This window comes from Clostridium sp. J1101437_171009_A5 (assembly GCF_015547905.1).
Lineage (GTDB): Bacteria > Bacillota > Clostridia > Oscillospirales > Oscillospiraceae > Pseudoflavonifractor_A > Pseudoflavonifractor_A gallinarum.
Map to the genome: position 1 here is coordinate 109,940 of NZ_JADMVY010000009.1, position 23,632 is coordinate 133,571.

The 23,632-nt window shown below is 63.9% G+C and carries 25 protein-coding genes and 1 pseudogene; 15 read left to right on the forward strand and 11 right to left on the reverse strand.

Features of this window, described 5'->3' with window-relative positions; all coding sequences use genetic code 11:
- Positions 1-7: 7 nt before the first annotated feature.
- The 4 genes from I2C21_RS12595 to I2C21_RS12610 all read right to left on the reverse strand — a co-directional run bounded on the left by I2C21_RS12595 (position 8) and on the right by I2C21_RS12610 (position 3,174).
- The gene (locus I2C21_RS12595; protein WP_193537143.1) at positions 8-244 is read right to left on the reverse strand and encodes a hypothetical protein; all 237 of its coding nucleotides are present in this window, start codon (positions 242-244) and stop codon (positions 8-10) included.
- A gap of 116 nt (positions 245-360) precedes the next feature.
- Positions 361-1,155 carry an ABC transporter ATP-binding protein gene (locus tag I2C21_RS12600; RefSeq protein WP_186963314.1) on the reverse strand — a complete coding sequence of 265 codons (795 nt, stop codon included), beginning with the start codon at positions 1,153-1,155 and terminating at the stop codon, positions 361-363.
- Positions 1,148-2,047 carry an ABC transporter permease gene (locus tag I2C21_RS12605; RefSeq protein WP_101691296.1) on the reverse strand — a complete coding sequence of 300 codons (900 nt, stop codon included), beginning with the start codon at positions 2,045-2,047 and terminating at the stop codon, positions 1,148-1,150. Before I2C21_RS12605 ends, I2C21_RS12600 begins: the two co-directional genes overlap by 8 nt.
- A gap of 113 nt (positions 2,048-2,160) precedes the next feature.
- Positions 2,161-3,174, reverse strand: coding sequence for an ABC transporter substrate-binding protein (locus tag I2C21_RS12610; RefSeq protein WP_186963315.1), 1,014 nt, complete (start codon positions 3,172-3,174; stop codon positions 2,161-2,163).
- A 243-nt stretch (positions 3,175-3,417) separates the two neighbouring features.
- Here I2C21_RS12610 and I2C21_RS12615 point away from each other — a divergent pair, with 243 nt between their 5' ends.
- The 4 genes from I2C21_RS12615 to I2C21_RS12630 are packed head-to-tail and all read left to right on the forward strand — an operon-like array spanning position 3,418 to position 5,970.
- Entirely contained in the window at positions 3,418-4,140 is a 723-nt protein-coding gene (locus tag I2C21_RS12615; RefSeq protein WP_101691153.1) for a WecB/TagA/CpsF family glycosyltransferase, read from the forward strand.
- Between the two features lie 16 nt (positions 4,141-4,156).
- On the forward strand, positions 4,157-4,837 hold the full coding sequence (locus tag I2C21_RS12620) for a dTMP kinase (RefSeq protein ID WP_186963316.1): 681 nt from the start codon (positions 4,157-4,159) through the stop codon (positions 4,835-4,837).
- A gap of 22 nt (positions 4,838-4,859) precedes the next feature.
- On the forward strand, positions 4,860-5,405 hold the full coding sequence (locus I2C21_RS12625; protein ID WP_186963317.1) for a DJ-1 family glyoxalase III: 546 nt from the start codon (positions 4,860-4,862) through the stop codon (positions 5,403-5,405).
- Positions 5,398-5,970: a 5-formyltetrahydrofolate cyclo-ligase gene (locus I2C21_RS12630; protein ID WP_193537151.1), complete on the forward strand. Its 573-nt coding sequence runs from the start codon at positions 5,398-5,400 to the stop codon at positions 5,968-5,970. The genes I2C21_RS12625 and I2C21_RS12630 overlap by 8 nt, the downstream gene beginning before the upstream one ends.
- Before the next feature lie 53 nt (positions 5,971-6,023).
- Here the strand turns inward: I2C21_RS12630 and I2C21_RS12635 are convergent, their stop codons facing one another.
- Positions 6,024-6,218, reverse strand: a complete 195-nt coding sequence (locus tag I2C21_RS12635) for a hypothetical protein (protein ID WP_101691149.1) — start codon at positions 6,216-6,218, stop codon at positions 6,024-6,026.
- A gap of 188 nt (positions 6,219-6,406) precedes the next feature.
- Here I2C21_RS12635 and mltG point away from each other — a divergent pair, with 188 nt between their 5' ends.
- From mltG to I2C21_RS12665, 8 genes and pseudogenes are all read left to right on the forward strand, one after another.
- Positions 6,407-7,651, forward strand: coding sequence for an endolytic transglycosylase MltG (gene mltG / locus I2C21_RS12640; protein ID WP_101691148.1), 1,245 nt, complete (start codon positions 6,407-6,409; stop codon positions 7,649-7,651).
- 349 nt (positions 7,652-8,000) lie between these two features.
- Positions 8,001-9,209: a peptidase U32 family protein gene (locus tag I2C21_RS12645; protein WP_195279428.1), complete on the forward strand. Its 1,209-nt coding sequence runs from the start codon at positions 8,001-8,003 to the stop codon at positions 9,207-9,209.
- On the forward strand, positions 9,206-10,306 hold the full coding sequence (locus tag I2C21_RS12650; RefSeq protein WP_353654814.1) for an acyltransferase: 1,101 nt from the start codon (positions 9,206-9,208) through the stop codon (positions 10,304-10,306). Before I2C21_RS12645 ends, I2C21_RS12650 begins: the two co-directional genes overlap by 4 nt.
- A gap of 321 nt (positions 10,307-10,627) precedes the next feature.
- The gene (alaS, locus tag I2C21_RS12655; RefSeq protein ID WP_195279429.1) at positions 10,628-13,288 is read left to right on the forward strand and encodes an alanine--tRNA ligase; all 2,661 of its coding nucleotides are present in this window, start codon (positions 10,628-10,630) and stop codon (positions 13,286-13,288) included.
- A 94-nt stretch (positions 13,289-13,382) separates the two neighbouring features.
- Positions 13,383-13,505 (forward strand): hypothetical protein, encoded by a 123-nt coding sequence (locus I2C21_RS17660; protein WP_286167292.1) that lies wholly within the window; start codon positions 13,383-13,385, stop codon positions 13,503-13,505.
- A gap of 94 nt (positions 13,506-13,599) precedes the next feature.
- Positions 13,600-13,722, forward strand: a complete 123-nt coding sequence (locus tag I2C21_RS17665; RefSeq protein ID WP_286167292.1) for a hypothetical protein — start codon at positions 13,600-13,602, stop codon at positions 13,720-13,722.
- Positions 13,723-13,767: 45 nt separating this feature from the next.
- The gene (locus tag I2C21_RS12660; RefSeq protein WP_101691145.1) at positions 13,768-14,106 is read left to right on the forward strand and encodes a histidine triad nucleotide-binding protein; all 339 of its coding nucleotides are present in this window, start codon (positions 13,768-13,770) and stop codon (positions 14,104-14,106) included.
- 19 nt (positions 14,107-14,125) lie between these two features.
- Positions 14,126-14,563 (forward strand): annotated as a pseudogene (locus I2C21_RS12665) (cytidine deaminase); the annotation flags it as partial.
- A 67-nt stretch (positions 14,564-14,630) separates the two neighbouring features.
- Here I2C21_RS12665 and I2C21_RS12670 read toward each other — a convergent pair.
- Complete coding sequence (locus tag I2C21_RS12670) at positions 14,631-15,956, reverse strand: MATE family efflux transporter (protein WP_193537162.1); 1,326 nt, start codon at positions 15,954-15,956, stop codon at positions 14,631-14,633.
- Positions 15,957-15,991: 35 nt separating this feature from the next.
- Positions 15,992-18,178 carry a DNA topoisomerase III gene (locus I2C21_RS12675; protein ID WP_195279431.1) on the reverse strand — a complete coding sequence of 729 codons (2,187 nt, stop codon included), beginning with the start codon at positions 18,176-18,178 and terminating at the stop codon, positions 15,992-15,994.
- Positions 18,179-18,300: 122 nt separating this feature from the next.
- On the opposite strand from I2C21_RS12675, the gene I2C21_RS12680 reads away from it, so the two are divergent.
- A complete protein-coding gene (locus I2C21_RS12680; RefSeq protein WP_101691141.1) occupies positions 18,301-18,825 on the forward strand; it encodes a GNAT family N-acetyltransferase in 525 nt (174 codons plus the stop codon).
- A gap of 61 nt (positions 18,826-18,886) precedes the next feature.
- Here the strand turns inward: I2C21_RS12680 and pepT are convergent, their stop codons facing one another.
- On the reverse strand, positions 18,887-20,104 hold the full coding sequence (gene pepT / locus I2C21_RS12685) for a peptidase T (protein WP_193537167.1): 1,218 nt from the start codon (positions 20,102-20,104) through the stop codon (positions 18,887-18,889).
- Between the two features lie 130 nt (positions 20,105-20,234).
- Between pepT and I2C21_RS12690 the strand changes: the two genes are divergently transcribed.
- Complete coding sequence (locus tag I2C21_RS12690; RefSeq protein ID WP_101691139.1) at positions 20,235-21,182, forward strand: alpha/beta hydrolase; 948 nt, start codon at positions 20,235-20,237, stop codon at positions 21,180-21,182.
- A gap of 89 nt (positions 21,183-21,271) precedes the next feature.
- On the forward strand, positions 21,272-21,484 hold the full coding sequence (locus I2C21_RS12695; protein WP_101691138.1) for a DUF378 domain-containing protein: 213 nt from the start codon (positions 21,272-21,274) through the stop codon (positions 21,482-21,484).
- A gap of 348 nt (positions 21,485-21,832) precedes the next feature.
- On the opposite strand, the gene I2C21_RS12700 is transcribed toward I2C21_RS12695, so the two are convergent.
- From I2C21_RS12700 to I2C21_RS12710, 3 genes are read right to left on the reverse strand one after another with little or no spacing between them, the layout of a single operon-like run.
- On the reverse strand, positions 21,833-22,519 hold the full coding sequence (locus I2C21_RS12700; RefSeq protein ID WP_195279432.1) for a hypothetical protein: 687 nt from the start codon (positions 22,517-22,519) through the stop codon (positions 21,833-21,835).
- Positions 22,516-23,223 carry an ATP-binding cassette domain-containing protein gene (locus tag I2C21_RS12705; RefSeq protein WP_195279433.1) on the reverse strand — a complete coding sequence of 236 codons (708 nt, stop codon included), beginning with the start codon at positions 23,221-23,223 and terminating at the stop codon, positions 22,516-22,518. The genes I2C21_RS12700 and I2C21_RS12705 overlap by 4 nt, the downstream gene beginning before the upstream one ends.
- Entirely contained in the window at positions 23,220-23,573 is a 354-nt protein-coding gene (locus I2C21_RS12710; protein ID WP_101691135.1) for a GntR family transcriptional regulator, read from the reverse strand. Before I2C21_RS12710 ends, I2C21_RS12705 begins: the two co-directional genes overlap by 4 nt.
- Between the last annotated feature and the right edge of the window lie 59 nt (positions 23,574-23,632).

Below are 23,632 nucleotides of genomic sequence, written 5' to 3' on the forward strand. Positions count from 1 at the left end.
GACTCGGTCAGCCGCGGTCCCGGCCCTTTTTTTCACTCCGGTGTGCCTGCTGCCCGGCAGGCAGATGGACTCCGCCCACGGTTCCGGCGCACTGGCCGTTGGCCGCCTGTACGCCGGTGACCATCTCATCCTCTTCCATTCCGTCCGGACGACGGGCCATCAGGGCATTGGTCCGGTGCTGCACCTGCTGGAGCAGGGCCTCCTGCGGGTTGATCAGGACCCCATCGGCATTGACTTCGCTCATGAAAAACCACCTCCTTGTGGAGGTAGTATACCGCTCACCCCTTCGAATTATCCCTTAAGATAGAAAGACCCGCCGCAGAGCATTTCTCTGCGGCGGGTCGGTTTTATTCTGTTTGATCAGGAGAGCAGGGCGCGGTCACTGGAAAACTCCTCGCCGCTGGCCTTGGTGAACTGTTCCAGCAGGTCCTCCACCGTCAGGCGCTTCTTCTCCTCCCCAGAGATATCCAGCACGATATGGCCGTCATACATCATCACCAAGCGGTTGCCGTGGGCGATGGCGTCCTTCATGTTGTGGGTGATCATCAGGGTGGTAAGGTTGTCCCGGTGGACGATCTTCTCGGTGGTATCCAACACTTTGGCCGCCGTCTTGGGGTCCAGTGCAGCCGTGTGCTCATCCAGGAGCAGGAGCTTGGGGCGGACCAGACTGGCCATCAGCAGGGTCAGAGCCTGCCGCTGGCCGCCCGAGAGCAGACCCACCTTGGAGGTCAGACGGTCCTCCAGGCCCAGGTCCAAAATCTTGAGGAGCTCCCGGTACTCGGCGCGCTCCTTTCCGGTGATGCCGACCCGCAGGCCCCGGCGCTTGCCCCGCCGGGCCGCCAGAGCCAGGTTCTCCTCGATCTGCATGGTGGCCGCCGTTCCCATCATGGGGTCCTGGAACACCCGGCCGATGTAGGACGCCCGCTTGTGCTCGGGCAGGCGGGTCACATCCACCCCGTCAATGGTGATGGTGCCCTCATCCACCGGGAATACCCCGGCCACCGCGTTGAGCATGGTGGACTTACCGGCGCCGTTTCCGCCGATGACCGTGACGAAATCCCCGTCGTTCAGGGTGAGGGTGAGGTGATTGAGGGCCCGCTTCTCATTGACGGTGCCCGCGTTAAAGGTCTTACAGACCCCTTTGATCTCAAGCATGGCTGGCCGCTCCTTTCTTGGCGGATTTGGAGAAGTACTTCCCCTTCCAGTACGGGATGCTCAGGAAGAGGGCCACGATCAGGGCGGTGATGAGCTTCATGTCGTCCGTGTTCAGGCCCAGCCAGATGACCACATTGTACACCACATAGTAGAGCACCGAGCCGATGACCACGCTGAGCAGCAGCAGGGCGAAGTTGTGGAAGATCTTCGAGAAGAGCACCTCGCCGATGATGACGGCGGCCAGACCGATGACGATGGCGCCCCGGCCCATGTTCACGTCGGCGAAGCCCTGGTACTGGGCCAGCAGCGCCGAGGAGAGGGCCACCAGACCGTTGGAGAGCATCAGGCCCAGCACCTTGGCCACATTGGTGTTGATGCCCTGGGCCCGGGCCATGTTGGCGTTGGCACCCGTGGCCCGGAGAGAGCAGCCCAGCTCGGTGCCGAAAAACCAGTAGAGCAGGGCGATGATGACCGCCGCAAAAATCACCCCGATGAGGATGGGGTTTTCCAGGCTGAGGGATTTCACATTGCGGGAGGACACCAGCAGATCATAGTTCCGGAAGCTGATGGGCTGGTTGGCCTGTCCCATGATGCGCAGGTTGACCGAGTAGAGGGCCAGCTGGGTGAGGATGCCGGCCAGGATGGCGGGAATGCCGCACACAGTGTGGAAAAATCCCGTGGCCAGTCCGGCCAGCATACCGGCCAGGAAGGAGCCCAGCAGGGCCAGGGGCATGGGGACCCCCGCCATGGTGAGCATGATAAAGACGGCGCCGCCGGTGCACATGGTGCCGTCCACCGTCAGGTCGGCCACGTCCAGGATTTTATAGGTCAGATAGACGCCGATGGCCATGATGCCCCAGATGAGTCCCTGGGCGGCCGCTCCCGGCATCATATTGAATAAGGCTGTGATGTCCACAGATGATCTCCTCCTTAAATCGCGGAAATGCGCCCAAAAGCAGCGGAAACGGACGTTCCGCTGCTTTTGGATTTTATGCGGGGGACAGATTACTCGATCGCCTCATATCCCTCGGGCGGGGTGAGGCCCAGCTCTTCGCAGATGGCCGGGTTGTACTTGGGGGTGAACTGGGGCGCGTACTCAATGGCCATTTCGGCGGGATCCTTGCCGTTGACCAGGATCTCATAGGCCATCTCGCCGGTGGCGTAGCCGATGTCATAGTAGCTGATGGTCAGGGTGGCCACGCCGCAGCCGCGGCAGATGCCCTCCTCACCGGCAATGATGGGGGTCTTGGCCGCCAGGGCGATGTTGCCGATCAGCTCGGCGTTCTGGGCGGCGGTGTTGTCGGTGGGGATGTAGAGGACATCCTCGGCGGCACAGGCCGACTCGGCCACAGCCGCCAGATCATTGGAGTCGGAGAAGGTGTAGCTGGTGCAGGTATAGCCCATCTCCTCCAGATAGCCCTGCACCGCGCTGACCTGATAGGCGGAGTTGGGCTCGGCGGAGCAGGAGAGCAGGCCCACCTTTTCCGCGTCGGGGAACCAGGTCTGGAGCATGGCGGCCTGTTCATCCAGCGGGGCCAGATCGGAGGTGCCCGAGACGTTGAAGCCGGTGACCCCGTCAAAGTCGTTCAGGCCCAGGGCCACGCCGTACTCGGTGATGGAGGTGCCCAGAATGGGAATATCCTCGGTGGCAGAGGCCGCCGCCTGGAGGGCGGTGGTGCCGTTGGCCATGATGAGATCCACGCCGTTGGAGACAAAGCTGCCCACGATGGTATTGCAGTTATTGGAGTCGCCCGAGGCGTTCTCCACCTTGATCTCCACCTGGTCGCCCAGCTTTTCCTTCAGGGCGTCCTGGAAGCCCTGCGTGGCCGCATCCAGCGCCTCGTGCTGCATCTGCTGGCACACGCCGATGGTGTAGCTGTCCTGCCCACCCTGGGTACCGGTGTCTCCCCCCGCGCTCTGGGCGGGAGAGGCGGACGGATCGGAACTGGAACAGGCGGCCAGGGAGGCCGCCATCGCCACGGAGAGCGCCATGGCAGTCAATTTCGGCAGATATTTCATTGCAAGCTCCTCCATCATCTCATGGTTCGCTTTAGCACACTTATGCTTTTATGTGCTAAAGTAAAGAGGTTTAAAAAAATACCTCTCGGTCCAAGGTTATATTCATTATAATGACCTTCCTCTCCCTTGTCAAGCCCTGTTTTCCCGCTGGTGCGCCGGTCTTAATGGTTTTTTCATAGACTTCTCCCGGCGGTTGTGTTACAATGGGGAGCACAAAATGATCCTTATCGGAGGTCTTTTATTTTGAAAACTGACATACTGGGTGTGGGCTTCGACACCCTCTCCCCCGAGGAGATGGTCCATACCGCCGCTTCCCTCATCGAGGCCGGCGGGTTCCACTATGCCGTCACACCCAACCCCGAATTCCTGCTGGCCGCTCAGAAAAACGAGGCCTTCCGCACCGTGCTCAATCAGGCCGACCTCTCCATGCCCGACGGCATCGGCGTGGTCTATGCCTCCAAGATCCTGGGGCGTCCGCTGAACGGACGGGTCCCGGGCATCGATTTTGCCGACGGGCTCATGGCCTGGATGGCACAGCACGGCAAGCGGCTATTCCTGCTGGGCTCCAAGCCCGGCATCGCCGAGATGGCTTCCGTCAACCTGCGCCAGCGGCACCCCGGCCTGACCGTGTGCGGCACCCATGACGGCTATTTCAAGGAGGATGCGCCCGTCATCCAGGCCGTGCGGGAGGCGGAGCCCGACGTGGTCCTGGTCTGCCTGGGCGCGCCCAAGCAGGAGCTCTGGATGGCGCAGAACGGCCCCGCCACCGGCGCCAAGTTTATGGTGGGCCTTGGCGGCGCGCTGGACGTGTTCGCCGGACAGACAGAGCGCGCCCCCGAGGCCTGGCAGAAGGCCGGGATGGAGTGGCTCTACCGTCTCATCAAAGATCCCAAGCGCATCAACCGCATGGCCAAGCTCCCCCTGGTCCTCTTCCAGGCGGCGGGGGCGCGCCTGCGCGGCAAGTAAATGGGAGGAATCCTCATTGTCTGGTAAACTAATTGTATTCGAAGGGACCGACGGCTCGGGCAAGTCCACCCAGTTTGCCCGTCTGTGTCAGCGGATGGAGCAGGAGGGCCGTCCCTTCCAGCGTCTGGTCTTTCCGCAGTACAGCGAGCCCTCCTCCGCCCTCATCCGGATGTATCTGGGCGGGGAGTTCGGCACCCACCCCTCCGACGTGAACGCCTATGCCGCCTCCGCCTTTTTCGCGGTGGACCGCTACGCCTCCTGGAAAAAGGTGTGGGGGAGTTATTATGAGGGGGGCGGACTGGTTCTCTCCGACCGGTACAGCACCTCCAACGCCGTCCACCAGGCCTGCAAGCTGCCTCCCCACCAGTGGGAGGAGTTTTTCCGCTGGCTGGATGACTTTGAGCACACCAAGCTGGGGCTCCCCCGGGCCGATCTGGTGCTCTATCTGGACATGCCCACCCAGCAGGCCCTGACCCTCCTGCGCAGCCGGGAGGCCAGCACCCACACCTCCGGCGACATCCACGAGGTGGACCCGGAGTATCTGGCCCTGTGCCGCCGCACGGCCCTGGCCGCCGCCCCGGTGCTGGGGTGGAAGGTCATCCCCTGTACGGAGGCCGACGGCTCCCTTCGCACCATCGAGTCGCTCCACCATCAGCTCTGGGAGATCCTCTCCCCCATGGTATCCGATCCAACCTGAATCGAAACGAGGAGGTTTTCCTATGGTTTACATTCTGCTTGGCACCGGCTTTGAAGAGGCCGAGGCGCTTGTCCCCGCCGATCTGCTCCGCCGCGCCGGCATTGAGACCGCCCTGGTGGGCGTGGACGGCATGACCGTCACCGGCGGCCACGGCATCCAGGTCGCCGCCGACCTGTCCCTGGCTGATGTGGATCTGGAGCGGGCCAAGATGCTCCTTCTCCCCGGCGGACTGGGCGGTGTGGAGGTCATTCAGAACAGCATCCCCGCCCTCGGCCTCATCCAGGGGGCCTATGACCGGGGCATCTGGCTCTCCGCCATCTGTGCTGCGCCCACCATCCTGGCCGGTATGGGCCTGCTGGACCGCCGGAAGGCGGTCTGCTACCCCGGCATGGAGGATGAAATGGGCTCCTCCGTGGTGGAGCGGGGCGCCCGCGTGGTGGTGGACGGCCATATCGTCACCGCCCAGGCCGCTGGTTCCGCCTTCCCCTTCGGTCTCAAGCTGATCGAGGTCCTGGCCGGCGCGCCCGCCGCCCAGGCCGTAGCCCAGGCGGTGCACTACCATGGATGAGCAAAAGGCCGCCCTGCGCCGGACCATCCGCGCGCAGATGAAGGCCCTCACGCCGGAGGAGCGGCATGAGAGCGATGAAGCCCTCTTTGCCCGCTTCCTCTCCCTTCCCGCCGTGGAGCGGGCGGACACCCTGCTGCTCTACTGCGGCATGGGGGCCGAGCTGGATACCCTCCGCCTGCTGCCCCAGCTGATTGCCCGGGGCAAGCGGCTCCTCCTCCCCCGCTGTGCCGACGCGCCCGGAATCATGGACGCACGGGTCTACGACCCGTCCCTCCCGCTGGTGCGCCACCGCTACGGCATGCTGGAACCGGGGCCCGACCGCCCCGTGGTCTCCCCCGGGGAGATCGATCTGGTCTTGGTCCCGGGCCTGGCCTTTGACCGCCGGGGCTACCGGCTGGGCCAGGGGGGCGGCTACTATGACCGCTATCTCCCCCAGACGAAGGCCGTTACCGTGGCCCTGTGCCGGTCCTGCTTCCTGCTGGATGCAGTCCCCCGGGAGGAACACGATGCGCCGGTGGACCTGGTCCTCACCGAGGAGGAGACCTTCGGTCCCGCCGCCCTTTGATGCAAAAAGAAACAAGCGGGGAAATTCCCCGCTTGTTTCAGGCTGCTCTCCGCTCAGCAGCAGCTGTCTCCGCAGCAGCTCTCGCCGCAGCAGCCGTTATGCATCCGGTTTCCGCCGCAGCAGCAACCGCCGCTGTTGCCGCTCCATCCCATCCCGCTGCCGCCACCGCAGCAGCAGCACAGTACCAGAATCACGATCACGATCCACATGCAGTTTCCGCCGCCAAACCCATTGTTGTTTCCACACATAAGTAGATACACCTCACCTTTTCTGGGCGTCGGTGGTTTGCCTTCGCCCGAACTGACCCATACTATGTGGTAAGGCTGCCACAGGTGCATGCCGATCGTGGTCTCGTTTCACCGTTTTCTCCGCCCCTCCGGCGGAGGTCCGGCCGCCGTGCCCCGCCGGCGCGGCGGTACAGTTAGGAGTTGAATCCATGTCACAGGAATATGAACGCTCGCCGGGACGGCGGGTCCAGGGACGCAGATATACCCCCTCCCACTTGCAGAGCGGGGGGGAGACCCGCCGCCGGACCTCGTCTGCTTCCGGCTCCCGCAGCACCGCATCCTCCCGCACCACACCGCCCTCCCGGGATTCCGGCCCCTCCCGGCCCAACCGCCCCAGAGGGAAGCGCAAGGGGCGCTTTGGTCCCTACGGAGCCATGCTCTATGTGATCTTCGTCATCGGCATCTCGGCGCTGCTGGCGGCGTTGGGCTGGGTGGCTGCCTGCGATGTGCTGGCCCTCAATAAGCCCGAGCACGCCGCCACCGTCACCATTGAGGAAAATACCTCCCTGGACCAGGTGGCCGACACCCTGAAGGACAACGGCCTGATCGAGTACAAATTTCTCTTCAAGCTCTTTGCCTCTTTTACCGGCGCGGAGAAGGACAATAAGATCACCGCCGGCACCTATGAGCTGGATACCGATATGGACTATCACGCCCTCATCAGCAACATGGGCAAGGGCTCTTCCAGCCGGAAAGAGGTCACAGTCACCATCACCGAGGGCATGACTCTGGACCAGATCTTCGCCCTGCTGGAGAAGGAAGGGGTCTCCACGGCGGCCAAGCTCCAGGAGGAGGCGGCCAACCACCAGTTCAAATACTCCTTCCTCAAGGATCTGCCCACCGGCGATTACCACCGGCTGGAGGGCTATCTCTTCCCCGATACCTATACCTTCTATATGGGCGGTGACCCCCTGCAGATCCTGAACAAGATGATCCTGCGCTTTGACGAGATGTTTACCGACGAGATGCGGCAGGACGCTGCCGACCGCGGCTACACGGTGGGAGAGATCGTCACCATCGCCTCCATGATCGAGAAGGAGACCGACGGTACCGACCAGACCAAGATCGCCTCGGTCATCTATAACCGTCTTGAAAATCCCACCAGCGAGACCGCCGGTTACCTCAACATCGACGCCACGATCCTCTACGCCACCGGCGGGACCGTGGTGGACACCAACGCGGACACGCCCTACAACACCTCTACCCACAAGGGCCTGCCCCCCACGGCGATCTCCTGTCCCGGCATTGACGCCCTGCGCGCTGCCCTCTACCCCGCGGATACCAACTATTACTACTACGCCCTGGGCGATGACGGCACCCACTCCTTCTTCAAGACCTACAAGGAGCATCAGCGCTTTATCGCCAGCCAGGAGCGCTATCAGACCTCCCAGTAACACGCACCACTGCGCTCAAGCGGCGGACACGGCCAGCCGTGTCCGCCGCTGTGTGTCGAAATGCTTCGACACGCTTCTCAAAAATGCAGGCATTTTTGAGAGGAGATGCAGCCCCCTGCGTCGCACGCGCAAAGCGCGCACGCTTGTGGGCTGAGACGTGTTTTTTCCAAGGCACATGTCCTCGGAAAAAACGGATCTGAACTTTCTTCCGCCGTCTGCGGACGGCGGAACTCTGCGAGGCATTTACAGCTAAAATCGCAGCAGTATTCTTTGTCGACAGTCTACGGCGGACACGGCCAGCCGTGTCCGCCGTTCTTCCTGCACCACAAGAAACAGAGAGGATGGTACTATGTCAATCGAACTGCTCTCCCCCGCCGGAGATATGGAGCGCCTGCGCATGGCCGTGACCTACGGCGCCGACGCGGTCTATCTGGCCGGAAGTGACTTCGGTATGCGGGCCTTCGCCGGCAACTTTACCCCCGACCAGCTCCGGGAGGCGGTGGCCTTCTGCCACGCCCGGGGCGTCAAGGTCCATGTGACCTGCAACACCATGCCCCGCAACGATGAGGTAAGCCGGCTCCCCGCCTGGCTGGAGCTCATCGCGGACGCCGGGGTGGACGCCGTCATCATGGCCGATCTGGGCGTGTTCGCCCTGGCCGGAAAGCACGCCCCCGGCCTCAAGCGCCACGTCTCCACCCAGGCAGGGGTCACCAATTACGAAGTGGCCCGGGCCTGGCACGATCTGGGGGCCGACCGGGTCATCCTGGCCCGGGAGCTCTCCCTGGAGGAGGTGGCCGAGCTGCGCGCCAAGACGCCCAAGGCGCTGGAGATCGAGGCCTTTGTCCACGGCGCCATGTGCGTGAGCTACTCGGGCCGGTGCCTGCTCTCCAACTACATGACGGGCCGGGACGCCCAGCGGGGCGCCTGTGCCCAGCCCTGCCGCTATAAATACGCCCTGATGGAGGAAAAGCGCCCCGGCGAATACTTCCCCGTCTACGAGGAGAACGGCGAGACCTTCATCATGAACAGCCGGGACATGTGCATGATCGACCACATCCCGGAGCTGATGGAGGCGGGGGTGGACTCCCTCAAGATCGAGGGCCGGGCCAAGTCGGCCTACTACGCCGCCGTCATCACCAGCGCCTACCGCCACGCGGTGGACGCGGCCCAGGCCGGTGTGCCCCTCTCCTCCGTGTGGCGGGATGAAGTGGAAAAGGTGAGCCACCGCCACTACTCCACCGGCTTCTGGTTCGGCCAGCCGGGTCAGTTCACCGAGGACGCCCGCTACATCCGGGATTACCAGGTCTGCGCCGTGGTGGATTCCTGCGCCCCCGACGGCCGGGCGGTGTGCTCTCTGCGCAACAAGTTCCGCGCCGGGGACACCCTGGAGCTCATCGGCCCCGGTCTGGAGCCGGTCTCCTTCCAGGTCCCGGTCATGGCAGACGCCGACGGCTTCCCCCTAGAGGAGCCCCGCACCCCGCAGATGAAGTTCACCCTCCAGCTCCCCCACCCTGCTCCCGCGCTCTCTCTTCTGAGAAGGCAGGTGAGTGAACCGTGACCGTCAAGCGCCGCTTTGACTATGATCTGATGCGGGTGCTCTCCATGTTCGGCGTGGTCTATCTCCACACGGCGGCGGGGGCCCTGCGCCATCCGGAAAACGCGGCGGTGTGGCACTTCTCCAACCTTATCACCGCCCTGGCCACCACCGCCGTTCCCCTCTTCTTCATGCTCTCGGGGGCCCTGCTCCTGTCCCGGCCCGAGACCGCCGATCCCGGCGTGGTGCTGAAAAAACGCCTGCCCAAGATCCTCCTCCCCCTGCTGGCCTGGTCGGGGCTCATCATCCTGCTCACCGCCCGGGGCGACCCGGCGGGAGCCGCCTCCCTGCTGGGCAATCTCCTGCACAATCCGGTGGTGGTCCCCTACTGGTTCCTCTACGCGCTGGTGCCCATGTACCTGCTGGCTCCCCTTCTGAAAAAGATGGCCGACGGGCTCACCCCGGTTCTGTGGCGGTATCTGCTGGGGCTCTGGTTCGTGCTGGTGCTGGGTCTGCACACCCTGCGGGCCTTCCTCCCCGAGGGGTTCTGGCGTACTGCCCTGACCGAGCACGGGAGCTTCAACCTGATCTTTCTGGGCGGCTATCTGGGCTATTTTCTCCTGGGGGCCGCGCTGGAGCGCATGGAGCATCTCCCCTCCCGCCGGACGCTCTGGGCCGCGGCAGGGGTCCTCTATATCCTCATCGCCGCCGGGACCGCCTGGCGCACCGATTCTTCCGGCGTCTATGACGAGACCTTCAAGAGCTATCTCAATCTCTTTGCCGCCCTGCTCTCGGTGGTTCTCTTCCTGCTGGCCCGCTCCTACCTCTCCCAGCGGGAGAGCGGGCGGGTAATGACCTATTTTTCCGGTATCTCCTTCGGGGTCTACCTGGCCCACCCCAAGGCCATCAACCTGATGCAGCATCTCTGGTATGTCCTCCTCCACGACACGGTAGATACCATCCCCGACCAGGTGCTCCTCTATCTGGCCATTCTGGCCGGGTGCGTGGTGGGAGTGAGTATCGCCGCCTCCATTCCGGTGGTCTGCTACCTCCTCACCGGGCAGCGCTTCTCCGCCGCCCGCCGGGAGAGCAGCCTGCTGGCGCTCCTGCACCGTTCCTGATGTGTGCAATTCAACGGTTGACATTGTGGAAAAGTGTGATAAAATTACTCCGTAATCAAGTTGTAAGGCTTTGACGGAGCCAAGCGGAATTCCGGCGTCTGGAAGCGAGAGGGGAGAGTGCAAGCCCTCGGCGGACCGGATTTCGCACGCCACTCCTGAGCCGTCCGCGACGAACGGAACGTCCCGCCCCCGTTACCGGGCGAATGAGAGGTCCCCGATCGGGGGATCATCAGGGTGGTACCGTGGAACTTTTCCGCCCCTGGCCAGCGCCAGGGGCGGTTTTTTCATCCCACCCATATCTTTTCTTTGGAGGTCCTTCCCATGAAGCAGTATGGAGTCAACGAACTCCGCGAGATGTTCCTCAAGTTCTTTGAGACCAAGGGCCATCTCCGTCTCCCCAGCTTTTCCCTCATCCCCCAGAATGACGCCAGCCTTCTCCTCATCAACTCCGGCATGGCGCCCATGAAGCCCTTCTTCACCGGCGAGCAGGAGCCCCCCCGTCACCGTGTGACCACCTGCCAGAAGTGCATCCGCACCGGCGACATCGAGAACATCGGCCACACCGCCCGCCACGGCACCTACTTCGAGATGCTGGGCAACTTCTCCTTCGGCGATTACTTCAAGAAGGAGGCCATCCACTGGGCCTGGGAGTTCCTGACCTCCCCCGAGTGGGTGGGCCTGGACCCCAACCGTCTCTACCCCTCCGTCTTTGCCGGAAATGAGACCACCCCCGCCGACGACGAGGCCTTCCGCATCTGGAACGAGGAGATCGGCATCCCCGCCGAGCGCATCTTCAAGTTCGGCAAGGAGGACAACTTCTGGGAGCACGGCTCCGGCCCCTGCGGCCCCTGCTCCGAGATCTACTACGACCGCGGCGAGAAGTACGGCTGCGGCAAGCCCGGCTGCACGGTGGGCTGTGACTGCGACCGCTATATGGAGGTCTGGAACGTGGTGTTCTCCCAGTTCGACAACGACGGCGAGAACCACTACACCGAGCTCAAGCAGAAGAACATCGACACCGGCATGGGCCTGGAGCGCCTGGCCGTGGTGTGCCAGGACGTGGACTCCCTCTTCGACGTGGACACCGTCATGAACATCACCAACAAGGTCACCGAGATCACCGGCGCCAGCTACGGCCAGAGCCGGGAGAAGGACGTGTCCCTCCGGGTCATCACCGACCACATCCGCTCCGCCACCTTCATGATCTGCGACGGTGTGCTCCCCTCCAACGAGGGCCGGGGCTACGTGCTGCGCCGCCTGCTCCGCCGGGCTGCCCGCCACGGCAAGCTCCTGGGCGTGAACGATCCCTTCCTCTACACGGTCTGCGACACCGTCATCCAGGAGAACGAGGGCCACTACCCCGAGCTGCGGGAGCGTCAGGCCTATATCACCAAGATCATCCGGGTGGAGGAGGAGAACTTCGCCAAGACCATCGACGGCGGCATGCGCATCTTTGACGATATGCTCGCCGGTCACAAGGAGAAGGGGGAGAGCGTCTTCTCCGGCGCCGACGCCTTCAAGCTGTACGATACCTACGGCTTCCCCATCGACCTGACCATCGAGATGGTGGAAGAGGCCGGCATGACCGTGGACCAGGCCGGCTTCAAGGCCCTCATGGAGGAGCAGCGTGTCCGCGCCCGCAAGGCCCGTGAGGCGCTGGGCGACCTGGGCTGGGCCGGCATCGAGTTCGGCAAGGACATGCCCGCCACCCAGTTTGTGGGCTATACCCAGACCGAGGCCCAGGGCCAGATCCTGGCTCTGGTGGCTGAGGAAGAGCTGCGGGACGAGGTGGGCACCGGCGCCGAGGCCATCGTGGTGCTGGATCAGACCCCCTTCTACGCGGAGATGGGCGGCCAGATCGCCGACCACGGCGTCATCAAGACCGACTCCGCCCTCTTCGAGGTCCACGATGTCCAGAAGAACAAGGGCGGCAAGTATATGCACACCGGCGTGGTCAAGGCCGGCGCCCTGAAGGTGGGAGACACCGTGACCGCCTCCATCGATGTGGAGCGCCGCCAGGCCCTGGCCCGTGCCCACTCGGCCACCCACCTGCTCCAGCGGGCGCTGGAGATCGTCCTGGGCGACCACGTCAACCAGGCCGGCTCTCTGGTGGAGCCCGACTTCCTCCGCTTTGACTTCACCCATTTCTCCGCCATGACTCCCGAGGAGCTGGGCAAGGTCTCCGAGCTGGTCAACCAGTCGGTCCTCCACGGCTATCCCGTGGTCACCAACGAGATGAGCCTGGACGAGGCCAAAAAGACCGGCGCCAAGGCCCTCTTCGGTGAGAAGTACGGCGACACCGTGCGCGTGGTGGACATGGGCGGCTACTCCGTGGAGTTCTGCGGCGGCACCCACCTGGACAACACCGCCAAGGTGGGCGTGTTCCACATCAACAGCGAGTTCTCCGTGGCCTCCGGCGTGCGGCGTATCGAGGCCACCACGGGCCTGAAGTCCCTGGAGATCATGAACCGCAACCAGGAGCGGCTCTTTGAGGCCGCTGCCATCCTCAAGACCAAGCCCGGCGAGCTGCGGGAGAAGGCGGAGCAGACCATGGAGGAGCTGCGCCAGATGCGCCACCTGGTGGAGAAGTACAAGGCCAAGGAGGCCGCCGGTGAGACCGAGCGCTTCCTGCTGGGCGGCCACAGTGTGGGCGAGCTGAAGGTCCTCACCGCCACCCTGCCCGACGCCGACGCCAACAAGCTGCGCCAGATGGGCGACCTCCTCCGGGACAAGCAGCCCAACGTGGTGGCCGTGCTCTCCTCCGTCAACGGCGAAAAGATCACCTTCCTGGCCGTCTGCGGCAAGGAGGCCGTCCAGAAGGGCGTCAAGGCCGGCGACATCATCAAGCACGTCACCGCCATCTGCGGCGGCAAGGGCGGCGGCAAGCCCGACTCCGCCATGGGCGGCGGCTCCAACGTGCTCAAGCTGGATGACGCCCTGGCTGCGGTGGACGACTTCGTCGCCGGTAAGCTGGGACTGTAAGACACACGCTTCCTACTCTGCCGCAGGGGCGTCATCCAGCCCCGCCGCCCCTGCGGCGTTCCAAGCGTTTTGCACCAACCGGTGCAAAACCTTGATGCCGGGGCGATTCACTCGCCCCGTGCAGTACTCCGATCCGGGGTCCCCATGGCCTCTGGTCATGGGGCATGACGCCCTGGCTGCGGTGGACGACTTCGTCGCCGGTAAGCTGGGACTGTAAGACACACGCTTCCTACTCTGCCGCAGGGGCGTCATCCAGCCCCGCCGCCCCTGCGGCGTTCCAAGCGTTTTGCACCAACCGGTGCAAAACCTTGATGCCGGGGCGATTCACTCGCCCCGTGCAGTACTCCGATCCGGGGTCCCCATGGCCTCTGGTCATGGGGCATGACGCCCTGGCCGCGGTGGACGACTTCGTCGCGGGTAAGCTGGGACTGTAAGCGTCCTTTCCCCCATCCATCTTCTGTTCAAAGGAGGGTTATTCTATGAGCGATTGTCTGTTCTGCAAGATCGCGGCGGGCGAGATCCCGTCCAACAAGGTCTATGAAGACGAACAGGTCTATGCCTTCTACGACATCGACCCCCAGGCTCCCACCCACTTCCTGGTCATTCCCAAGGCCCACATCGGCTCCTGCGGGGAGATCAACGGGGAGAACGCCCCGGTGGTGGCCCATATCTTCGAGGTCATCTCCAAGGTGACCCATGACCTGGGGATCACCGACTTCCGTGTGGTCTCCAACTGCGGCGAGCAGGCCGGCCAGTCCGTCCACCACCTGCACTTCCATGTGCTGGCAGGACGGGATATGACCTGGCCTCCCGGCTAATCGGCAGGAGTTTGCACGCCATCGACGAAAGGAGCGCTCTATGAACAAGCAGGAACTGGTACGCCTGGCCCTGGAGGCCAGGGCGCACAGCTATGTCCCTTACTCCCACTTCCGCGTGGGGGCCGCCCTTCTGACTTCCTCCGGGAAGGTCTATCAGGGCTGCAACGTGGAAAACGCCTCCTACGGCGGCACCATCTGCGCCGAGCGCACCGCTGCGCTCCGGGCGGTCTATGAGGGCGAGCAGCGCTTTTCCGCCCTCGCCGTGGCCGGTTTCCCCGAGGACGCCCCTCCGGAGGAGCGGGGCTATGCCTATCCCTGCGGCATCTGCCGGCAATTCCTGCGGGAATTTGCCCTGCCCGGGATGAAGGTCTATATCGCCCGCAGTGAGGAGGAGGTCATCGAGACCACGCTGGAAGAGCTTCTCCCCATGTCCTTCGGCCCGGAACACCTGCAATAAGACGCAAAACGGCCCCTCAGCAGAGCAACTTGCTTCTGCTGAGGGGCCGTTCTTTTCTGTGTTTCGATCAGAGCAGGTTCTCCCGCCGGAGTCTTATGGTGCACAGGCCCACCACGCCCACGGTGATGAACTCGGCCGCCGGGACGGCTATCCAAACTCCGTCCATCTGAAAGAAATATCCCAGCACTACGATGGCCAGCACCTCAAAAAAGAGGGTCCTGGAAAAGGAGATGAGAGCAGAGGTCTTGCCGTCTCCGATGGCGGTAAAGAGGGCCGAGGCAAAAATATTGATCCCCGCGCCCAAAAATCCTGTCACAAAGATGCGGAAGCCCCGCACCGCCATGGCAAAGACCGCCGTACCCGGCCGGAAAAAGGCGCTGACGATCCCGGTGACCCCCAGAAGGGAGATGACCCACACTGCTGCCGAGGAGAGGAGCACAAAGCTGCCGCACCGCCGCACCGTGCGCCGCAGATAATCCCGGTTCTCCGCCCCGTAGTGGTAGGAGATCACCGGACTCACGCCCATGGAAAAGCCCATGAACATGGAGGTCATCAGGAACTGGCAGTAAAAGACCGCCGTGATGGCCGCCACCCCGTCGGTCCCGGCAAAGCGCAGGGTGTAGAAGTTCAGCAGCAGGGTAGTCACCGAGCTGGAGAGGTTGGTCACCATCTCCGAGGAGCCGTTGGCGCAGGTTTGGAGCAGGAGACGGCCGTCCCATTTGGGCCGCCGGAAGCACAGGCCGTTCCGGTTGCGCCAGAAGAAAATGAGTCCGCCGATGGCCGGGATGCAGTAGCCTCCGCCGGTGGCCAGGGCGGCTCCCTGCACTCCCATCCCGCCGGGCACCACCAGCAGGTAGTCAAACACGATGTTGAAGACGCCCGCCCCGATGTTCATGACCAACCCCAGCTTGGGGCGCCCCGCCGTCACAAAAAAGCTCTGAAAGAAGAGCTGGATGGCGCCCACCGGGATAAAGCAGATCAGAGTGCCCAGATAGACCTCGCTGTAAACCAGCGTCTCCCCCTCCGCGCCCAGCCAGCGGCAGAGGGACTCCAGATTGGTCAGCGTCAGCACGGTCACCGCCAGTGACAGGGTGACCGAGGTCACTAAAATCAGGGTGAAGGCACTGCGGGCCTCCTCATTGCGCCCCTGGCCCATCCGGATGGCCACCAGTGCGCTGCCGCCGGTGGCAAACATGATGCCGATGGCCAATGCCACGCCCTGGACCGGGTAGACCAGGTTCAGGGCGGCCACGGCCTCCGGTCCCACAAAATTGGATACGAACAATCCGTCCACGATGGTATACAGGGATACAAAGACCATCATCACGATGGACGGAAAGGCAAAGCGCAGCAGCTCAGGAAAGGAAAACTCCTGTGCCAGTCGTTGCTGCACGCAGAACACCTCCTGTCATTTCGCTTCTTCTCTCGTTACGATCGATTCTGTTCCATCCACTTGGCCAGCTGGGCGGCCAGGGCGGAGTTCCCCGTTTCCTCCTGCCGGGCCTGCTGCTCCAGGTAGCGGCGCACATCCCGCTTACCGCCCCCCGCCTTTTCCCGGCGCTTTTTGAAGTCGGAGAGCTTTTCCCGGTAGCCGCACACACAGGCAAACATCTGCTTCTCCCCCTCGCCCCGCAGCTCCATCCGCTTGTGGCAGTTGGGACAGCGGGCATTGGTGGTCTGCTTCACACTCCGGCGGTAGCCGCACTCCCGGTCGGGGCACACCAGCATCTCCCCCCGCTTGGTCTTGACCCGCAGCAGGTACTTCCCGCAGTCGGGGCAGGGGGTCCGGGTCTGGTTGTCGTGGGTGTAGGAGGCGTCGCTGGCCTTGACCTCGCTCACCAGGTGGCTGGCGTACTGCCGCATCTCCTCCACAAAGTGGGCCTCCCGCTCCTTGCCCTGGGCGATGGCCCCCAGGCGGCCCTCCCACCGGGCCGTCAGGGCTGCCGAGCGCAGGTCGGCGGGAGCCAGCTTCACCACCTGGACGCCCTTGGAGGTGGGGACGATCTCCTTCCCCCGCCGCTCCACATAGAAGGAGGAGAAGAGCTTCTCGATGATGTCCGCCCGGGTGGCCGGGGTGCCCAGACCGCCCGTCTCCTCCAGGATACGGCTCTCCTCCCGGTCCTCCACCTGGCTTCCCGGGTGCTCCATGGCGGTGAGGAGGGTGGCCTCGGTGTACCGGGCCGGGGGCGCCGTCTGTCCGGGGCGCAGGCGCACCTCGCCCACCGGGAAGCGCTCCCCCTCCCGCAGAACCGGAAGGGCCTGCTCCCGCTCGTCCTCGTCCTCCTCCTGGTCCAGGTCTGAGAAGGAGCGGTCATAAGCGGCGCGCCAGCCCGGCTCCACCATCACCTTTCCCCGGGCGGTAAAGGTCTCGCCGTCCACCTCCAGGGTGAGGCGGACCTCCTCATACACACAGGGCGGGAGCAAAACCGCCAGGAAGCGCCGCACCACCAGATCGTAGATGTTGCGCTCGCCCCCTGACATCCGCCAGAGCTCCACCTGCTCCTCGGTGGGGATGATGGCGTGGTGGTCGGAGACCTTGGCGTCGTTCACTAAATATTTCGTCTGGAGGGGCCGCTGCCGCCGGATGGAGAGGGCCAGGTCCCGGTACTCGTCCACCGCCACCGAGGTGATGCGCTCGGGCAGGGTGGGCACCACGTCCTGGGAGATGTAGCGGGAGTCGGTACGGGGATAGGTGAGCACCTTGTGGTTCTCATAGAGGGACTGCATCATGGACAGGGTCTCTTTCGCCGAATAGGCGTACTTCCGGTTGGCGTCCCGCTGGAGCTCCGTGAGGTCGTAGGCGGCAGGGGGCGGAACCTCCCGGCGCTTGCGCTGGAGGGAGCGGATGACCGCCTCCTTCCCCGCCAGACGCCCGGCCAGGGCCCGGGCTTTCTCCCGGTCGAAGATACGGGCCTGTCCCTGCCCGTCCCGCCAGGTGGCGGTGAAGCCCTCCAGCCGGATCTGGAGGGTGTCAAACTCCCGGGGCCGGAAGGAGCGGATGGCCTCCTCCCGGTCCACGATGAGGGCCAGGGTGGGGGTCTGCACCCGCCCGGCGGAGAGCTGGGCGTTATACTTACAGGTGAGGGCCCGGGTCACATTGAGGCCCACCAGCCAGTCGGCCTCACTCCGGGCCCGGGCGGAGTAGAAGAGATTGTCATACTCCGCGGCCGGTCGCAGATGGGCAAAGCCCTCCCGGATGGCCCGGTCGGTCTGGGAGGAGATCCACAGCCGCTTCGTGGGACCCTTCCACCCGGCCTTCTCCAGGATCCAGCGGGCCACCAGCTCCCCCTCCCGGCCCGCGTCGGTGGCGATGACCAGTTCCTTCACATCCCCCCGGTGGAGCAGGGCCCGCACCGCCCGGAACTGCCGGGCGCTCTGGGGGATGACCGCCGTCTTCATCGGTTCGGGCAGCATGGGCAGAGTGAGGAGGTCCCACTTCTGCCACGCCTTGTCGTACTCCTCCGGGGCGGAGAGCTCCACCAGATGGCCCAGGGCCCAGGTGACGATGTACTCCGCACCCTCCAGACAGCCCTCGCCGCTCTTCGTACAGCCCAGCACCCGGGCCAGTTCCCGGCCCACCGAGGGTTTTTCCGCCAACACCAGTGTTTTGGACATGAAATCGCTCCTTTTGGGGCCTGTGCCCCGGTCATCGGTTTCTCATTTGACTTTTTTGCGTCCTTTCATTATACTGGAGAGGAAGAAAAAAGGCAACTCATCCAGAAAAAGGGGTGTCACCTATGATACGTAAAGCCATCCCCAGCGATTTGGACGGCATCGAAGAGCTCTACGACGCCATCTTCCGCCGGGAAGAACAGACCGGACAGTGCGATACCAGCTGGCGGCGTGGGGTCTATCCCCTCCGGGAGGACGCCCGGGAGGCCGGGAAGGCCGGTACCCTCTATGTGGACATTCAGGGGGGCGACGTGGCCTCCTGCGCCGTGTTCGACCAGGTCCAGCCCGCGGAATACGCCAATGCGGCGTGGACCGTTCCCGCCAAGCGGGGCGAGGTGCTGGTGGTCCACACTCTGGCGGTCCATCCCGTCATCACCCGCCATGGCCTGGGCCGGAATCTGATGGCCTTTGCCGAGGGCCTGGCCGCCGGTATGGGCTGCAAGGCCGTCCGCCTGGATACCTACGAGGGCAACCTGCCCGCCCGGAAGTTCTATGAGAAGCTGGGCTACCAGGAGGCGGGCCGTGTCTCCTTCCAGTTTGCCTGCGGCACCACCCAGACGCAGGTCTGCTTCGAGAAGGCCCTGGGATAACAAAAAGGCTTCCCGCATCTGCCTTGCGGGAAGCCTTTTTCACCATTTCGGATTGCTCCGGTTATCCCTCCGCGGTCACCAGGCGCACCAGCACCTCCACCATCTTCTCCAGCGCAAAGGTGGGGATGTACTCGTGGACGCCGTGGAAGTTCACGCCGCCGGTGCACAGGTTGGGACAGGGCAGGCCCTCGTAGGAGAGGCGGGCCCCGTCGGTACCGCCGCGGATGGGCACCTCCAGCGGGGTGACCCCGCAGGCCTCCATGGCCGCCCGGGCCTTGAGGACCAGGTACATGTGGGGCTCGATCTTCTCCCGCATGTTGTAATACTGGTCCTTCAGCTCCAGCTCCACCGTGCCCGCGCCGTACTTGTCGTTGAGATAGGCGGCGGTGCGCTCCATGGTCCGCTTCCGGTCCTCAAAGCGGGCGCGGTCGTGGTCCCGGATGATGTAGCTCAGCTCGGTCCGGGTCTCATCCCCCGCCATGTTGGAGAGGTGGTAGAAGCCCTCGTAGCCCTCCGTGTGGGCGGGAGTCTCGGCAGGAGGCAGGAGGGAGACAAACTCGTGGCCGATGAGCAGGGCGTTCTTCATCTTGTTCTTGGCAGAGCCCGGATGGATGTTGACGCCGTGGACGACCACCTTGGCCCCGGCGGCGTTGAAGTTCTCATACTCCAGCTCGCCCAGCTCGCCGCCGTCCACCGTGTAGGCCACCGCCGCGCCGAAGCCCTCGATGTCGAAGCAGTCGGCGCCCGCGCCCACCTCCTCGTCGGGGGTGAAGCCCACCGCGATGCGGCCGTGGGGGATCTCCGGATGGGCGGTGAGGTACTCCATGGCCGAGACGATCTCCGCCACGCCCGCCTTGTCGTCCGCCCCCAGCAGGGTGGTGCCGTCGGTGACGATCAGATCCTTCCCCACGTACTTCTCCAGGCTCTCAAACTCACTGGCGCGCATGACGATGCCCTTCTCCTGGTTGAGCACGATGTCCCCGCCCTCGTAGCGGACGATCCGGGCCTGAACTCCGCCGCCCGGCGCGTCGGGCGAGGTGTCCATATGGGCGATGAGCCCCATGCAGGGGATCCCCTCACACCCGGGGGTGGCGGGCAGCCAGGCGTACACATAGCCCTGCTCGGTCATGTGGGCGTTCTGGAGCCCCATCTGGGCCAGCTCGGCCGCCAGGGCGCTGCCCAGCACCTTCTGCTTCTCCGTGGTGGGCACGGTGGAAGAGTTCTCATCGGACTGGGTATCATAGGAGACGTACTTCAAAAAACGGTCGATGACATGCATGCATCGCACTTCCTTTCCAGGTTGCCTCTGCCCGGGGGAGGGACCCGCCGGGGGCCTTGTTCTCCACCCAAAGACATGGGCAGGTGATATCTTCGCCTCCCTATTTTACCACAAAAGGAGTGACAGTTCCATGACAAACTTCCAATCCGTTTCCTTCCCCTCCAGCGACGGCCTTCACACCGTCCAGGCGGTGGAGTGGACCCCCTCCGCGCCGCCCCGGGCGGTGGTCCAGCTGGTCCACGGGATCTCGGAGCACATGGGCCGGTATGACCATTTTGCCCGTTTTCTGAATGAACATGGATTCGCCGTGTGCGGACACGACCACCTGGGCCACGGCCGAACCGCAGCCGGTCCCGGGGAATACGGCTTCCTGGGCGAGCGCAATGGTTGGGACTATCTGGCCCGGGACGTACACGCCCTGCGGGAGCGGGAGGGGGAGCACTTCCCCGGTCTTCCCTGGTTCCTGCTGGGGCACTCCATGGGCTCCTTTGTGGCCCGGACCTGTCTCATCCGCTGGCCGGGGATGGTGGACGGCTGCATCCTCTCGGGGACCGGCCAGGAGAGCGCCCCCCTGGTGGCCTTCGGTAAGGCCATCTCCTCCCTGCTCTGCGCCGTGCGGGGGAGCAATACCCGCAGCAAGCTGGTGACCTCCCTCTCCCTGGGGGCCTATAACCGCCAGTTCCGGCCCAACCGCACCGCCAACGACTGGATCAGCCGGGACGAGGCCGTGGTGGACGCCTACAACGCCGACCCTCTGTGTCAGTTTGTCCCCACCGTGGGGATGTTCCGGGATATGATGGGGGGCCTCCAGTTCATCGGCAGCCCCGCCAACCTGAAGCACATGGACCCGGACACCCCTGTACTCCTCTTCTCCGGAGACCGGGACCCCGTGGGGGGCAGCGGAGCGGGGGTGCGCAAGGTGGCCGGACTCTTCCGGGATGCCGGTGTCCGGGACCTCACGCTGAAGCTCTACCCGGAGGGGCGGCACGAAATGCTCAACGAGCGCAACCGGGAAGAGGTCTACGCCGACGTGCTCGCCTGGCTGGAGGCCCATCTTCCCCCTTCCTCCAACGGGTAAGCCCCCTCAAATTCAAATTTTTTGCATAATCGGCGGCGGAACGGTCAAGCTAATCCTGGAATCCGAAGTTTGAGGAGGTCTTTTTGACTATGTTCATTGACAAACTCGCCCTGACGCTGGCCATCATCGGCGGCATCAACTGGGGCAGCATCGGCATTTTTGGGTTCGACCTGGTCGGTTTCCTGTTTGGCGGCCAGGGCGCCACCTTCAGCCGCATCATCTTTGCTCTGGTGGGGCTTGCCTCCCTGTGGTGCATCTCCCTTCTGTTCCGGGACACCACCACTGCGGGCCAGCACACCTGATCTCCCGTATCCCATGTGAAAGCGGCGGGCCAAGGTTTCGGCCCGCCGCTTTGAGCGTATCGAACAGGTTCGACACGCTTCTCAAAAATGCAAGCATTTTTGAGAGGGGATGCAGGACGCCGCATGCACTCGCTGATGCTCGCACACTTGCGTCCTGAGCAGTGTGTTTCCCGACGTACACGCCGCCGGAAAACACGATCTGACTTTTTTCCGCCGCCTGCGGACGGCGGAACTCTGCGAGGCTCTTACCGCACAAATCTCAGAAATACACTTTATGGACAGACTGCGGCGGGCCGAGGTTTCGGCCCGCCGCTTTTCAGTTTCAAAAGACCGGCGCAGGAACTTCCTCTACCGGGTCTCTGAGTCAAGTTTTTTTGCCAGGAGCCAGCAGCACAGGGGGAAGAGTGCCACCAGCACCGCCAAGGTTGCCCAGCACACGCCCCAGCTCCAAATCCGACAGAGCGATATGCCGAGGAAAAGAGCACAGTAGATCCCAAACCATACCCCCATACTGCAACTCCCCGCCTCGTTCCCCATCCAAGGGATCCGGTTGCGCAGCAGCACCGTCAGATAGATCTCGCTCAGCGCCGTGCCCAGCACCACCACACTTATACCGGTCCGCAGCCCCAGGAGGGTTCCCACAGCGCTCTCCCGGCAGATAAGCCCCAGCTCGCGCCAATTCCCCGGAAGGTTGGCGGAGGGCGGGAGGCCCAGATAGAGGGATACCTGACGCACCAGCTCCAGTGCGCTGAAGAGCGCCGCCCAGCACAGGAGCCGGCCGCCCACGGCCTGCCAGGGCGGGATACCGGCCAGACGCTCCAGCGGCTCCTCACAGCGTAGCCACACATACCCCGACCAGAAGACCCAGATAAGGCCCAGGAAGGGCAGCAGGAAGCTGTACCGCCACTCTCCGCCCTTGACCACGCTCCCGTTGACGCAGGCCAGCATAAGAACTACGATCGCACAGATAAAGAAATCCTGGCCGTTCAATTTTCCATGCCACTCCCAGCGGATGATGCGCAGCAGCCCTCTCATACCGTCCCCTCCTTTCCAAACACATGGAGGTAGTGCTCCTCCACGGAGCAGCCGTGGACGGCCCGGATCTCCTCCGCAGGGGCGTGGAGAGCCACCGCCCCGTGCCGGAGGAAGACCGCCTCGTCCAGCACCGGCTCCATATCGTGGACCAGATGGGTGGAGAGCAGGATGCTCCGCGTGTCGTCCATGGAGTCCATCAGCTCCCGCAGGATCTCCCTTCTGGTCACTGGGTCCACGCCGCCCAGCGGCTCATCCAGCAGATAGAGCTCGGCCTCCCGCTGGAGCAGGAGGAGTAATTCCAGCTGTTCCGCCTCTCCCCGGGAGAGGTCCCGGACCCGCCGCTCCCACGGGATGTGATGGCGCTCCACCTCCCGCCACACCCGCTCCCGGTCGGCGGTGGGAAAGAGGTCCAGATAGTAGGCACAGGCATCCCGCACATAGAGCCCCCCGGGGAGCAGGGTGTGGTCCGCCAGGTAGGCGATGCGGGGCCGGTCCTTGGGGCGGATCTCCTCCCCCCGCAGGCGGATGGTCCCCCACTCGGGCCGGAGCAGGCCCGCGATGCAGCGCAGCAGGGTGCTCTTCCCCGCCCCGCTGGGCCCCAGCAGACCGATGATGCGCCCCTCTCCCACCGTCAGGGAACAGCCGTTCAAGACCTGGCGGTCCCCAAAGCTCTTATGGAGTCCCTTTACTTCCAGAATATTCATGGCTTCCCTCCTCGCAAACGCAGGGTCATCTCTTCCTCTGTAAAGCCCAGCGCGGCCATCTCACGGCGAAAGTGCTCCACCAGTTCGTCGGCCATATGCTCCCGCAGGCGATGGATCCGCTCCTGATCCTCCGTGACAAAGGACCCCACGCCCCGTCGGGTCACGAGCACCCCCTCGCGCTCCAGCTCCGAGCAGGCCCGCTGCATGGTATTCAGATTGATGCCATAGAAGGCCGCCAGGGTGCGCACGCTCTCCACCCGATCCCCCGGGCGGCGGCGTCCGGATATGATCTCCCGTTTGATACAGTCCATGACCTGAAGATAGATGGGTGAACTGGTGGAAAACTGCATGTCTCTCACCTCCACAGGTGTTCTACTTATATAATACACCGTAACACATGTTTGTCAAG